The sequence below is a fragment of the Ureibacillus sp. 179-F W5.1 NHS genome (genome assembly GCF_045369345.1).
GTDB classification, from domain to species: Bacteria; Bacillota; Bacilli; order Bacillales_A; family Planococcaceae; genus Ureibacillus; species Ureibacillus halotolerans.
Window position 1 is genome coordinate 19,941 of record NZ_JBIQFG010000023.1, and the last position, 13,314, is coordinate 33,254.

14 protein-coding genes are annotated in these 13,314 nt (G+C 35.3%); 13 read left to right on the plus strand and 1 reads right to left on the minus strand.

Translation table 11 applies throughout. The features are described from left to right. The first annotated feature begins 26 nt into the window (after nt 1-26). From ACH0B5_RS11270 to ACH0B5_RS11330, 13 genes are all read left to right on the plus strand, one after another. On the plus strand, nt 27-986 hold the full coding sequence (locus tag ACH0B5_RS11270; RefSeq protein ID WP_122972283.1) for a ribose-phosphate diphosphokinase: 960 nt from the start codon (nt 27-29) through the stop codon (nt 984-986). Between the two features lie 185 nt (nt 987-1,171). Next, complete coding sequence (locus ACH0B5_RS11275; protein WP_341362925.1) at nt 1,172-1,801, plus strand: 50S ribosomal protein L25/general stress protein Ctc; 630 nt, start codon at nt 1,172-1,174, stop codon at nt 1,799-1,801. A gap of 141 nt (nt 1,802-1,942) precedes the next feature. Beyond that, the gene (gene pth / locus ACH0B5_RS11280) at nt 1,943-2,506 is read left to right on the plus strand and encodes an aminoacyl-tRNA hydrolase (RefSeq protein ID WP_122972281.1); all 564 of its coding nucleotides are present in this window, start codon (nt 1,943-1,945) and stop codon (nt 2,504-2,506) included. Between the two features lie 74 nt (nt 2,507-2,580). After that, a complete protein-coding gene (locus ACH0B5_RS11285) occupies nt 2,581-2,808 on the plus strand; it encodes an anti-sigma-F factor Fin (RefSeq protein WP_122972280.1) in 228 nt (75 codons plus the stop codon). A 182-nt stretch (nt 2,809-2,990) separates the two neighbouring features. Further along, nucleotides 2,991-6,515: a transcription-repair coupling factor gene (mfd, locus tag ACH0B5_RS11290; protein WP_406927836.1), complete on the plus strand. Its 3,525-nt coding sequence runs from the start codon at nt 2,991-2,993 to the stop codon at nt 6,513-6,515. Between the two features lie 169 nt (nt 6,516-6,684). Further along, the gene (gene spoVT / locus ACH0B5_RS11295; protein WP_122972278.1) at nt 6,685-7,221 is read left to right on the plus strand and encodes a stage V sporulation protein T; all 537 of its coding nucleotides are present in this window, start codon (nt 6,685-6,687) and stop codon (nt 7,219-7,221) included. 151 nt (nt 7,222-7,372) lie between these two features. Further along, nucleotides 7,373-8,977: a putative polysaccharide biosynthesis protein gene (locus ACH0B5_RS11300; protein ID WP_122972277.1), complete on the plus strand. Its 1,605-nt coding sequence runs from the start codon at nt 7,373-7,375 to the stop codon at nt 8,975-8,977. An 8-nt stretch (nt 8,978-8,985) separates the two neighbouring features. After that, nucleotides 8,986-10,452 carry a bifunctional methyltransferase/pyrophosphohydrolase YabN gene (gene yabN / locus ACH0B5_RS11305; RefSeq protein WP_406927837.1) on the plus strand — a complete coding sequence of 489 codons (1,467 nt, stop codon included), beginning with the start codon at nt 8,986-8,988 and terminating at the stop codon, nt 10,450-10,452. Nucleotides 10,453-10,455: 3 nt separating this feature from the next. Continuing rightward, the gene (locus ACH0B5_RS11310; RefSeq protein WP_122972275.1) at nt 10,456-10,746 is read left to right on the plus strand and encodes an RNA-binding S4 domain-containing protein; all 291 of its coding nucleotides are present in this window, start codon (nt 10,456-10,458) and stop codon (nt 10,744-10,746) included. Nucleotides 10,747-10,888: 142 nt separating this feature from the next. Further along, nucleotides 10,889-11,188: a sporulation protein YabP gene (gene yabP / locus ACH0B5_RS11315; protein ID WP_122972274.1), complete on the plus strand. Its 300-nt coding sequence runs from the start codon at nt 10,889-10,891 to the stop codon at nt 11,186-11,188. Beyond that, nucleotides 11,185-11,682 carry a spore cortex biosynthesis protein YabQ gene (gene yabQ, locus ACH0B5_RS11320; protein ID WP_122972273.1) on the plus strand — a complete coding sequence of 166 codons (498 nt, stop codon included), beginning with the start codon at nt 11,185-11,187 and terminating at the stop codon, nt 11,680-11,682. Before yabP ends, yabQ begins: the two co-directional genes overlap by 4 nt. A 46-nt stretch (nt 11,683-11,728) precedes the next feature. After that, nucleotides 11,729-12,154: an FtsB family cell division protein gene (locus ACH0B5_RS11325; protein ID WP_341362928.1), complete on the plus strand. Its 426-nt coding sequence runs from the start codon at nt 11,729-11,731 to the stop codon at nt 12,152-12,154. Nucleotides 12,155-12,353: 199 nt separating this feature from the next. After that, on the plus strand, nt 12,354-12,776 hold the full coding sequence (locus ACH0B5_RS11330) for a S1 domain-containing RNA-binding protein (protein WP_122972271.1): 423 nt from the start codon (nt 12,354-12,356) through the stop codon (nt 12,774-12,776). Nucleotides 12,777-12,912: 136 nt separating this feature from the next. On the opposite strand, the gene ACH0B5_RS11335 is transcribed toward ACH0B5_RS11330, so the two are convergent. Beyond that, entirely contained in the window at nt 12,913-13,095 is a 183-nt protein-coding gene (locus ACH0B5_RS11335; RefSeq protein WP_341362929.1) for a hypothetical protein, read from the minus strand. Nucleotides 13,096-13,314: the final 219 nt, after the last annotated feature.

The following is a 13,314-nucleotide window of genomic DNA, read 5'->3' on the forward strand; positions in this document are numbered from 1 at the left end:
ATTTGTAAAACTATTAGGAGGCCATCATGCCGTATCAATATGCTGACACAAAACTTAAAATCTTCTCTTTAAATTCTAACTACCCTTTAGCACAAGAAATTGCGGAATTGATGGGTGTTGAACTTGGGAAATCATCTGTTAAACATTTCAGTGATGGAGAAGTTCAAATTAGTATTGAGGAAAGTATCCGCGGTTGTGACGTTTTCATCGTTCAATCGACTTCTGCCCCTGTAAATGAACATTTAATGGAACTTTTAATTATGATTGATGCTGTTAAACGTGCTTCTGCTCGTACAATTAATGTAGTCATCCCTTATTATGGCTATGCACGCCAAGACCGTAAAGCGAAGGCTCGTGAACCAATTACAGCGAAATTAGTAGCGAATTTATTAGAAACTGCAGGTGCTGACCGTGTAATCGTATTAGATTTACACGCACCACAAATTCAAGGTTTCTTTGATATTTTAATTGACCATTTACAAGCAGTACCGATCTTATCTACTTACTTCAAATCCAAAAACTTAAATCCAGAAGATCTTGTCGTTGTATCTCCGGATCACGGTGGAGTTACTCGTGCACGTAAAATGGCAGAGCGTTTAAAAGCTCCAATTGCTATTATCGATAAACGTCGTCCAAAACCAAACGTGGCGGAAGTTATGAACATTGTCGGGAACATTGAAGGAAAAGTTTGTATCTTAATTGATGATATTATTGATACTGCAGGTACAATTACAATTGGTGCAAATGCATTAATTGAGGCAGGTGCGAAAGAAGTTTATGCATGTTGTTCTCACCCTGTATTATCAGGTCCAGCTATTGAGCGCATTGAAAACTCAGCAATTAAAGAATTAGTAGTAACAAATACAATTCAACTGACTGAAGATAAAGTGTCTCCAAAAATTAAACAACTTTCAGTAGCGAATTTAATGGCAGAAGCTATTTCTCGTGTATATGAAAACAAATCTGTAAGTACATTATTCGATTAATCCCATATAGATAGACAAGGCTATATTAGTAGCCTTGTCTTTTTTATGTTCTAGTATAATTGAGATATAAATAAATTGGAATTTAACGTGAATCTAATATACAAATTTGTCCAATAAAAGAGTTTAGTATTCAGAAAAATAGACATAATAGTATAAGTCATGATTTTCTGAAAGGAGCGATTTTTTTGGATATAGTATTACAAGCGACTCGCCGTGATAAAGGAGCTCGTTCTTCTTTAACGAAATTACGAAATGAAGGGAAATTACCGGCAGTAATCTACGGATATAATGTCGATACGATTCCTGTATCAATTGATTACAAGGATACTGCAAAAGCTGTCCAACAATATGGACGTACAGCAGTATTTAAAATTGATGTTGAAGGAAAACAATTAAACGCTATTTTAAATGAAGTACAAAGATGTGCACTAAAAGGGACAGTAAAACATGTAGATTTTTTATCCATTAATATGTCAGAAGAATTAGAAGTGGAAGTGCCGATTACTCCTATTGGCGAAGCAATCGGTGTAAAAGAAGGCGGCGTTTTAACTCAACCATTACGAGTATTAAAAATTAAAGTGAAACCGTCCGACATTCCAGAGTCAATTGACGTGGATATTTCCCATTTGACGATGAATGATTCCATCTCTGTAGGAGATATTCGTAGTAGTGTCCAATACGAAATATTAAATCAAGATGAAGAGGCGGTAGTGACCGTTACACCTCCAGTAGTGGTAAATGATGATACAGCTGGACAAGGTGACGATGAAAATCAAGATATTAAAGCAACAGAAGCACCCGAATCAGAAAGTTAATCAAAAAATGTATGAGTCGATGCTCATACATTTTTATTTTGAAAACAAAAGGAAAATTACATAAACAAAACTTGTTTTTTCTTTTTCAACACAGCGTATGATAAAATAAGCTACGATTAGTGAAAAAAGGATGAGTCAATTATGAAATTAATTATTGGATTAGGGAATCCTGGGAAACAATATGAACATACACGACATAATATTGGCTTTGAATGCATTGATGCATTAGCTGAAAAATGGGATTCTCCGTTAAATCAATTAAAATTTAATGGAATGTATGCCATTGTTCATCGGCCTGAAGGGAAAGTCATTTTGTTAAAACCTTTAACATATATGAACTTATCAGGTGAATGTGTTCGCCCGTTAATGGATTATTTTGATATTGATATAGAAGACATCATTGTAATATATGATGATTTAGATTTAGAAACAGGAAAACTCCGGTTAAGACAAAAAGGTAGTGCTGGAGGCCATAACGGAATTAAATCGTTAATACAACATTTAGGATCACAAGAGTTTAATCGAATTCGAGTAGGGATTAACCGACCACCTGCTGGTATGAAAGTAACGGATTATGTATTAGCAAAATTTTCAAAAGAAGAGGATCCAATTATTGATGAAGCCGTTAATAAAACCGTCGCTGCAGTAGAATCATCACTATCCAAAAAATTTCTAGATGTGATGACTGAATTTAACGGTGCATAAATAGGCAAAATTAGGTCAATACTTTGAGTATTAGAAAGCGTATGCTTTTACATACTTAAAGGAGGACGATACTAATGCCTGTTCGTTATCGTTGTCGTCATTGTGAAACGGAAATTGGGACATTACCCTTTGATGCGGATGAAACTATACGTAAGTTGCATTTATTCGAAGTGGGAGAAGTAGACGATTATATTGAAAAAAATGAGCACGGTGATACAACAGTGCATTGTATTTGTGAACATTGTGAAGATTCATTGAGACAATTTCCCGATTATTACGCACTGAAAAAATGGTTGCAATAAAAGTAGTTTAAAACATAGAAAAACCATTTTTTGTATTACTGCAAATATGTGGGCGACTTATTTTATTAAAGTCACCCACTTTTTCCGCTTTGTTTATGAAAATAAAAATAAAGCGGTTATTTTACATGTAATTGATTAATGATTACATAAATTAAGTATGAATGATGGAAGGAGGTTTATGAATGAACGTATTTCATCAACTATTCTCTCAAGATAAACATATAAATAGTTTAATTAATCAAATTGGAGAAAAAAATTATGATTCTCAACTTATTACGGGCTTAACAGGAAGTGCAAGGCCAGTTTTTTTTCAATCAATATTCAAGGAAACGAATAAGCCTCTTTATATATTGTCGGCCAATCTTTTACAAGCTCAAAAATTAGTTGATGATTTATCCTCCTTAGTTGGGGAAGAGTTTGTTCATTATTATCCTGCAGATGAATTTATCGCAGCGGATATGACAATTGCATCGCCGGAATTGAAGGCGCAACGTATCGCAACCCTTGATCTATTAGTGAAGCAGGAGAAAGCAATATATGTCATTCCGATTGCTGGAATGCGAAAAATGATGACACCGGTACAACAGTGGAAAAATTATTATTTAGAAGCTGTAATAGGGAAAGATATCGAAATTGAAGAATGGCTATTACATTTGGTGACGATGGGATATACAAGAAGCCAAATGGTTACAACACCTGGTGAGTTTGCATTACGTGGAGGGATTTTAGATATTTATCCTCCATATGCAGAGTCGCCTATTCGTATTGAATTATTTGATACAGAAGTCGATTCAATCCGTACTTTTTCTGCAGACGATCAACGATCCATAGAAAAATTGGACTCCGTACGTATTTTACCGGCTTCAGAACTATTGTTAACAACAAGTCAACGGGCTGAATTAGCAGAAAGACTAGAGAACTCCTTAAGTAAAAGTTTGAAGAAAATAAAAAAACAAGAAACGCAAGAACTGTTATATCAAAATATCCAATATGATATTGAAATGCTACGACAAGGAAATATTCCTGATCATATTACGAAATATGGATCCCTTCTTTATGATGAACAAACTTTCCTAGGGGATTATTTTGCGAAGGATGGCATTGTTTTATTCGATGAGCTTGGACGAATTCAAGAAGTAATGGATGCATGGGAACGGGAGGAAGAAGAATGGTTTATTTCCCTAATAGAAGAAGGGAAAATTGTTCATGACGTTAAATCTTCCTTTTCTTTTAAAGAAGTTCATTCGATGTTAGACCAGCAAAAAATATACTTTGCTTTATTCGCTCGAACGTTTTCGGGTATTACCTTTAAAAAAACAACAAACTTTTCTTGTAAACCAATGCAACAATTCCACGGGCAAATAAGCCTTTTACAAAATGAAATAGAGCGATGGACACAAGAGAAATTTACAGTATTGTTTGTAGCAGATGGGAAAGAACGAATTAAAAAACTGCAAAGCATGTTGGAAGAATACAACATTCATAGTTTGCTAGGGGCGCCCACAGAACCAGGCATTTATTTAGTTGATGGGGTGTTAACTTCTGGTTTTGAATTGCCATTACAACGAATTGCGGTAGTAACCGATGATGAGCTGTTTAAACAACAGGCAAAAAGAAAGCCCCGTAGACCGCAAAAAATGTCTAATGCGGAACGGATTAAAAGCTATACCGAAATTAAACCTGGTGATTATGTCGTACATGTTCATCACGGTATAGGGAAATATATTGGTATTGAAACCCTTGAAGTAAATGGTACTCATAAAGATTATTTAAATATTCGCTATCGAGCAGATGATAAGTTATATGTGCCTGTTGAACAGATTGATTTAATTCAAAAATACGTTGCTTCTGAAGGGAAAGAACCGAAGCTTCATAAACTTGGTGGTGCCGAGTGGAAAAAAGCGAAGGCAAAAGTATCCTCTGCTGTTAAAGATATTGCGGATGATTTAATTAAACTTTATGCAAAACGGGAAGCAGAGAAGGGATATGCCTTTTCTCCTGATACAGATGAGCAGCGTGCTTTTGAAGACGCTTTCCCATATGAAGAAACAGAAGATCAATTACGTTCAATTCTCGAAGTAAAACGGGATATGGAACGGGAACGTCCAATGGATCGCCTTGTGTGTGGTGATGTTGGTTATGGTAAAACAGAAGTAGCTATTCGTGCAGCGTTTAAAGCAGTAATGGATGGGAAACAAGTGGCCTTTCTTGTACCGACAACAATTTTAGCCCAACAGCATTTTGAGACAATGCAGGAACGCTTTGAGGACTATGGGATTCATATTGGTCTATTAAGCCGTTTCCGTACGAAAAAACAACAAACGGAAACGTTAAAAGGTTTAAAAGACGGAACCGTTGATATTGTAATCGGTACGCATCGGGTATTATCGAAAGACGTTGTGTTCCGTGATTTAGGTTTATTAATTGTGGATGAAGAACAACGATTTGGGGTAACCCATAAAGAAAAAATTAAACAGTTGAAAACAAATGTTGATGTTTTAACATTAACTGCTACACCAATTCCACGTACATTACATATGTCGATGGTCGGGGTAAGGGATTTATCGGTTATCGAAACGCCACCACAAAATCGTTTCCCAGTTCAAACATATGTAATGGAATATAGCGGTGCCCTTGTGCGAGAAGCGATTGAAAGGGAAATGGCGCGCGGAGGACAAACGTTTTACCTTTATAATCGGGTAGAGGATATGACTCGAAAAGTGGAGGAAATCCAAATGCTTGTGCCAGATGCAAGGGTTGGATATGCCCACGGTAAGATGACGGAATCCCAATTGGAGTCCATCATTTTAAACTTCCTTGAAGGCGAATATGACGTACTTGTAACGACAACGATTATTGAAACGGGTGTAGATATGCCTAACGTCAATACACTGATTGTCCATGATGCAGATCGTATGGGTCTATCCCAGTTGTATCAATTACGTGGTCGAGTTGGTCGTTCAAATCGCATCGCTTACGCTTATTTCATGTATCAAAGAGATAAAGTGCTAACAGATGTAGCGGAGCAAAGATTGCAAGCTATAAAAGAATTTACAGAGCTTGGTTCTGGCTTTAAAATTGCGATGCGTGATTTATCGATTCGTGGCGCGGGAAATCTATTAGGATCACAACAACATGGGTTCATTGATTCGGTCGGATTTGATTTATATTCTCAAATGTTAGAAGAAGCAATAGCAGAGCGTCAAACTGGAGTAGTAAAAGAAGAAAGACCAGATGTAGAAATTATTTTACATGTGGATGCATATATTCCGGATCAATATATACCAGATGGCTATCAAAAAATTCAAATGTACAAACGTATAAAATCGATGGAACAAATAGAAGACTATACGGAAATAATGGATGAGATGTTAGATCGATTTGGTGATTTACCAGTAGAAACTGAAAAGTTATTACGTATTGCCCGTATGAAAGTGTGGGCAATAGAAGCTGGAATAACAGCTATTAAGGAAAAACAAAAAATGATTTCGATTTATTTTTCTGAAGAAGGAACAAAAAATGTGGATGGTAGTTACATCGTCTCTGAGTCAATGAAATTTGATCGAGCAGTTGGTTTTATCATGGACGGTGCCAAATTAACTTTGACGATTGATGAGAAAAAATGTGGAAGCTACCAACCTTTTGATGTTTTAGAACAAATGATTGAAATCGCTGCAAAATCTAAAAAAGAAACTGTCCAAAAATAGAAAAGCTTATTTATCTATATCGATATAGCAAAAACTTGTCCATGTTTTCCATTTTATTGCCCGACATTAGAATTTTATCCTCTTCATTCACTTTTTGCATACATTGACCAATTAATAACCATACTATCAATGTAAAGGAAATTTGATTCTGAAAGAGAGGCAATAAAGTATGAAAGCAACGGGAATTGTCCGTCGTATTGATGATTTAGGTCGCGTAGTTATTCCAAAGGAAATTCGTAGAACAATGCGTATTCGTGAAGGAGATCCTTTAGAAATTTACACAGACCGTGAAGGAGAAGTTATCTTAAAAAAATATTCACCAATAAATGATTTAAGTGAATTTGCAAAAGAATATGTTGAGTCATTATATGAAACGGTAGGTACACCTGCCTTAATTAGTGACAGAGATGAAATGATAGCAGTAGCTGGATTATCGAAAAAGGAATATACGAACCGTCGATTATCCGTATTCGCGGAAGACTTTATGAAGCAACGTTCTGTAGTTTTAGAAAAGACAGAAGCGACAATTGAACTTGTGCCAGGACAATATGAACAAGTGAAATCCTATTGTGTAGCACCTATTATTTCTAATGGGGATGCTATTGGCGCGGTTTATTTATTATCAAAAGTCCATTTTATAAGTGAAGTGGAACAAAAGGCTGCTGAAACAGCAGCAAACTTCCTTGCAAAACAAATGGAAAACTAATAAAGAAAAAAACGTCTCTAATGATATAGAGGCGTTTTTTTATGTTTTAAAAAACATGAAATATTTACGAAATAGTCGTATCTCTTGTAAATCGAGTTTGTTTCACATTTCATGTTATACTATTGGCATTGTTATGGAGGATAGGGTGAATATGGCAGATAATTTTGGCATGAAAGGATATATGAAGGGAGCGTTGCTATTAACGATTGCTGCCTTAATTGTTAAAGCATTAAGTGCAGTTTATCGGGTACCTTTTCAAAACTTAGTTGGAGATCAAGGGTTTTATATATACCAACAAGTCTATCCATTTATTTCTTTCTTTGTTGTTTGGGCATCTGGTGGTTTTGCCGTTGCCATTTCTAAAATGTTAGCAGACGCTGAATCAAGTATTCATCCAGTTGAAAGAAAAGGGTTTATCTCTCGAACAATCTTTTATTACTTAACACTGTTGTCTATCATTTTCTTTTGTTTATTATTTTTCGGAGCTAATATTTTATCGGAATTAATGGGTGATCTACAGTTGGCTCCACTTCTTAAAACGGGTTCTTTTGTGACACTCTTTATGCCGATGTTAGCTTTAATGAAAGGGCGTTTTCAGTCACAAGGTAAAATGGAGCCGGTTGCGTATGCACAAGTATTTGAACAATTTATTCGAGTCGCATTTATACTAGTCGGGGCAATCATTATTATGCATACAAATAAATCATTATATGCGGCTGGAAACGCGGCAGTTTTTGGAACAGTGATAGGTGAAATAGCAGCGGTTATTTTATTACTTTATTACAGTAAAAAAGTCCAAATTGTTCCGAAAAAATTAAAAAAAACAGAGCGAACTTGGCCAATACTGAAAGAAGTAACGATATTAAGCTTAAGTGTTAGCATGAGCAGTTTACTTCTACTTTGTTTTCAATTAATCGATTCCTTTACCGTTTTTTCTACTTTGCTCCATAATGGAATGGAATCTATTAAGGCAATGGAGATGAAGGGAATATACGACCGAGGACAGCCACTTGTTCAACTTGGGATTATTATCGCTTCTTCCCTTTCCCTTGCCATTGTCCCTTTAGTGGCACTCCAGTCAAAGAAAAAGGGCGGTAGAGGACCTAATCCGTTTATCCAGTTAACCTATCGCGCCTCTATTTTACTTGGAGTTGCCGCGTCTATTGGATTAGTAATTGTTATGCCTTATGTAAATCAAATGTTGTTTGAAACAAATGCATTATCCAATGTATTAATGGTATATGTTTTACAAATCGTCCCATTATCGGTCATATTACCGTTAACCGCGATTTTACAAGGAATGAATAAGCTGAAAATTCCAGCTCTAATATTAATTGGTGCAATACTTCTTAAGTATATAGGGAATTGTTATTTTATACCGAATTGGGATGTGTTAGGGGCGGCGATAGCAAGCAATATTGCATTATTTTTAAGCGCCGGATTACTTATGATTTATTTAAAACAATTAGTCCATAGTAAACTAGCAACTAAAGCATTCTACATAAAATTATGTATAGCAAGCGGTAGTATGATATTCGTTGTTGCTTTGGTGGATCAAGTGATCCAGGCAGTTATTCCTATTGTCACAGGTAGAATGGAATCAGTCATTATTGGGGGATGCTTAATTTGCATTGGAGCATTTGTTTATTTAACGATTGTGGCAAAGACGAAAATGCTAGCGGTAAAGGAATGGTTTTTATTGCCCTTTGGAAGAAAAATGGCTCGTTATCAGTTATTGTTAAATAAAAAGAAGTAGGTGAAAAGATGCATCAATTAACCATTATCGGCCTAGGAGCAGCTGAACTTGATCAGCTACAAATGGGTGTTTATAAAAAATTAAAAACAGTTGAAAAAATTTATGTTCGAACGATAGATCACCCAGTTATACAAGATTTACAGAAAGAGGGAATGGCGTTCATTAGTTTTGATGCTGTTTATGAAAAATATGATACATTTCAACCGGTTTATGAAGAGATTGCGGAACAATTAATTAGTGCTGTTAGTAAAGAACCTATTATGTATGCTGTCCCTGGACATCCGTTAGTGGCAGAACAAACAGTGCAATTATTAATTGAAGCGGAGAGACAAGGAAAAGTTCAATTGAACATAGAAGGTGGCCAAAGCTTCTTAGATCCAATTTTTGGTGCATTAAAAATTGATCCAATTGAAGGGTTTCAATTATTAGATGGGACGAGTTTTTCGATTCACGATGTCAACATGCGAGGACATGTGTTAATTGCCCAAGTTTACGATTCCTTTAGTGCTTCAGAAGTGAAGTTAACCCTTATGGAAAAATATCGTGATGATTATCCTGTTACAGTCGTAACCGCTGCAGGCTCTTCTTTAGAAAGTTTAACAACGGTTCCGTTATATGAATTGGATCAAGCGGTCGAAATAAATAATTTAACGACGATTTATGTACCACCGGTTGAAAATGATTTAGACGCGCTACGCGATTGGACGACATTTAGACGTATTATCGCTACGTTACGTGGTCCGAACGGTTGTCCTTGGGATCAAAAACAAACCCATGAAAGCTTAAAAAAATATTTATTAGAAGAAGCCCATGAGTTTTTAGCTGCCATAGATGAAGAGGACGATTTTGGAATGGTAGAGGAACTTGGTGACGTATTGTTACAAGTCTTTTTACATGCCCAAATCGGGGAAGATAATGGTTATTTTAATTTAGAGGAAGTATTGGAATCAATTAGTGAGAAAATGATTCGTAGACATCCTCACGTGTTCGGTGACGTCAACGTTGAAGATGCGGATGAAGTAGTTGCAAATTGGGACGCTATTAAAAAGAAAGAAAAGGGCGAGCAAAAGGAGTCACTATTAAAAGGTGAGTATCGTCCAACCTCTGCCTTACAAACATCTTATAACTATCAAAAGAAAGCGGCCTCTGTAGGTTTTGATTGGCCAAATGCAGAAGGAGCATGGGAAAAGTTTTTAGAGGAATGGAAAGAGTTCAAGGATGAAGTTGAAAAGGGTGCTCCTCAATCCCGTTTAGACGAATTTGGGGATGTGTTATTTACCCTTGTTAACATTGCCCGTTTTTACAAAATTTCACCAGAAGAAGCTATGATTCATGCGAATGAGAAATTTCTTCGTAGATTTCAATATGTGGAACAAAAGGTATTAGAGAGCGGTAAAACCTTTGCTGATTTTACGTTACAACAATTAGATGAATTTTGGAATGAAGCAAAAACGTTAGAAAAAAAGGAGAACTAGTCGATGCGAATAGATAAATTTTTAAAAGTTTCTCGATTAATTAAAAGACGTACTTTAGCAAAAGAAGTAGCAGATCAAGGAAGAATTACAATCAATGGAAAAGTTGCAAAGGCAGGTAGCACGGTAAAAGTTGGAGACGAATTAACTATTCGATTTGGTCAAAAAGTTGTGACTGCCCGTGTTGAAGATTTGAGGGAAAATGTGCGTAAAGAAGATGCCCAAAACATGTTCACAATTCTTAAAGAAGAAAAACTTGATAAGATTGAACCTCAATTTATTGATGATGAAGAATAGATAATTTTCTTATTTGCTGACATTTCCTGTAAGGGAAAAAATAGTAAATTTCTAGAGCATGACAAAATTTATTGTCATGCTTCTTTTCTTTTTAGCATAAAGTGAACAGAACAATCACAATAACACTAAAAGGAGGAACGATATGACACTACATCAAGAAAGTAATCGTTACACAATGACATCTGGGGACCATCTTGTGACAGTGCGAAATCGAAAAAGAATGGACATGACTTCAGTTAAGGAAATTGAGCGTTTTGACCAAGAGGAATTTTATATTAGAACAGCACAAGGCCACTTATTAATCCGTGGCGAGGAATTACGAATTGTCCATTTAGACGTCGATAAAGGTTTACTGACTTTGGAAGGAAATGTAAAACTACTACAATATGATGATGAAGAAAATGGTTTATCAAAAGGCTTCCTCCATAAATTATTTGGATGACCATTAATGAACAAGTTGTTAGTATATTAATAATGGTAATTAGTGGCTTATTTGTAGGCGCAATAGTGGATTTTACACGCTATCTACTGAGCGCCTTAAGCCCGAAGTCTATTATAAGAAAAATGGGGTATGGAGTAGAGCTAATTGTATGGGCACTATTAGGTGCCCTGACATTTTATATTTTATTTATTATAAAGGGTGGAGAATGGCGTTTAGTCGACCCATTATCACAATTGCTAGGTATTTTTCTTTACGAATCTATTTTTCAGAGACCAATTCGTTTTATTGGACGAGTATTTATTATTCTTATAATTAAACCAATTGTTGCTATTATTCGATTCATTTATTCGATTATTACTGGTATTCTTAAACTAATTGTTCGTATTATTTTATTTATCTTAAAACCGTTTTACAAACTATATAATAAATTCCTAGAAAAACATTTACGAAAATTTTATACAAAAATTAGAAGGACTATCTTTAAAAAGAGTTGAATTAAAAGTATAATATAGAGTACAGAAATTTGAGGAGGTGACGGATATGGTGAAGCGTTATAATCGACAACGACAACAAAATAATGTTCGAACGCTTGAAAATGACTATGTCCGATCATCAGATAGCAAAGCCCAATATAAAAAAAGACAAAAAGTTCTTTTCCGTAGAAGGATGGTTGTATTTGGTTTACTTGCCACAGTGACGTTAGTGTTTTTAGTTAGTTCTTATATAACACAACATCACCGTTTAGAAGAGAAACAACAGCAAAAAGAAGAAATTGTTGCTAAGCTTGATACGGTTAAAGAACAGCAGGATATGCTTAAATTACAAATTGCCAAACTAGAAGATGATGAATATATTGCGAAATTAGCACGTAAAGAATATTTTTTATCTGATGATGGTGAAATTATTTTTACTATCCCGAATGAAGACAAAGATGATGGTGAAAAGGCTGACGGAAATAACAAATAATGGTTATGGATGTATAGTTCTTTCGTTTTAAGTTAAAAATAAAAGTGTTTTTGGGTCGATAGAAAAAGAGTTGTCTTGTTGACACTCTTTTTTTGTTGGCTATAATAAAAGAGAAACGTGAATTGATTTATTGCACGTAACACTAAATTTGATTTCGGGCTAAATAGCCGCTTAAATTTTAAGGAGGAGCATTTTTTTTATGTCAATTGAAGTAGGCAGCAAAGTACAAGGTAAAGTAACAGGAATCACAAATTTTGGAGCATTCGTTGAGCTGCCAGATGGCAAAACAGGCCTAGTTCACATTAGTGAAGTTGCTGATAACTATGTGAAAGATATCAACGAGCATCTTAAAGTTGGGGATGTTGTTGAAGTAAAAGTGATGAATGTTGAAGCGGATGGTAAAATTGGTTTATCAATCCGAAAAGCGAAGCCTCAAGCTGAAAAACCTGAACGTCCAAGTCGTCCACGACGTGATAATCGCTCAAACGATCGTCAAGGTCCATCAAAAGAAAGCTTCGAGCAAAAAATGGCACGATTTTTAAAAGATAGTGACGAGCGTCTTGCAACATTAAAACGTGCAACTGAATCAAAACGCGGTGGCCGTGGAGCTAGAAGAGGGTAGTTTGCTGTCTGTTTTAATCGTAGAAAAAGTGTAATATAGATTAAAGACTATTAGTGATAACAACGTCACTAATAGTCTTTTTTATTTTTAACTTTTGTTATGTAAATTTTACGCTACGAGCAAAGGTGCTCTTCATTTATTTACTTTTTTCGTCTAATAAAGATTTTATTAATGCAAAAATCCCTACAACACAAAGGATTAATCCGCATAATAACATAGCGAGCTGAAGGATAACGTGTACTTTTAGAATGGTACCTAAAACGACTAAAATCGAGCCGGTTGAACATAAAAGAGCAAGCACCCATAATTTTTTTAACATAAAAATGGCCTCCAAAAAATCAATCAATCTTTTCCCTATGTTAGTGTACTCTTGTAATCGCTTGAAAGAAAGAGTTTCTCTAACGATCGTTCAATATTCCGACAGTTATTTTGGAGTTGTTGTCTTACCAAAGATTACGTCGAACAATTTTAATTCTATTATTTCACTACTAGACAAATTTTACACAATCTCTTTTATATAATAGGCGCTAACACTATA

Coding starts and splice junctions, on each gene's coding strand:
- ACH0B5_RS11285 (WP_122972280.1), top strand. CDS start 2,581: ATGCCTGTTCGTTATCGTTGTCGTCATTGTGAAACGGAAATTGGGACA.
- spoVT (WP_122972278.1), top strand. CDS start 6,685: ATGAAAGCAACGGGAATTGTCCGTCGTATTGATGATTTAGGTCGCGTA.
- yabN (WP_406927837.1), top strand. CDS start 8,986: ATGCATCAATTAACCATTATCGGCCTAGGAGCAGCTGAACTTGATCAG.
- ACH0B5_RS11310 (WP_122972275.1), top strand. CDS start 10,456: ATGCGAATAGATAAATTTTTAAAAGTTTCTCGATTAATTAAAAGACGT.
- pth (WP_122972281.1), top strand. CDS start 1,943: ATGAAATTAATTATTGGATTAGGGAATCCTGGGAAACAATATGAACAT.
- ACH0B5_RS11270 (WP_122972283.1), top strand. CDS start 27: ATGCCGTATCAATATGCTGACACAAAACTTAAAATCTTCTCTTTAAAT.
- ACH0B5_RS11330 (WP_122972271.1), top strand. CDS start 12,354: ATGTCAATTGAAGTAGGCAGCAAAGTACAAGGTAAAGTAACAGGAATC.
- ACH0B5_RS11325 (WP_341362928.1), top strand. CDS start 11,729: ATGGTGAAGCGTTATAATCGACAACGACAACAAAATAATGTTCGAACG.
- mfd (WP_406927836.1), top strand. CDS start 2,991: ATGAACGTATTTCATCAACTATTCTCTCAAGATAAACATATAAATAGT.
- yabP (WP_122972274.1), top strand. CDS start 10,889: ATGACACTACATCAAGAAAGTAATCGTTACACAATGACATCTGGGGAC.
- yabQ (WP_122972273.1), top strand. CDS start 11,185: ATGACCATTAATGAACAAGTTGTTAGTATATTAATAATGGTAATTAGT.
- ACH0B5_RS11335 (WP_341362929.1), bottom strand. CDS start 13,095: ATGTTAAAAAAATTATGGGTGCTTGCTCTTTTATGTTCAACCGGCTCG.
- ACH0B5_RS11300 (WP_122972277.1), top strand. CDS start 7,373: ATGGCAGATAATTTTGGCATGAAAGGATATATGAAGGGAGCGTTGCTA.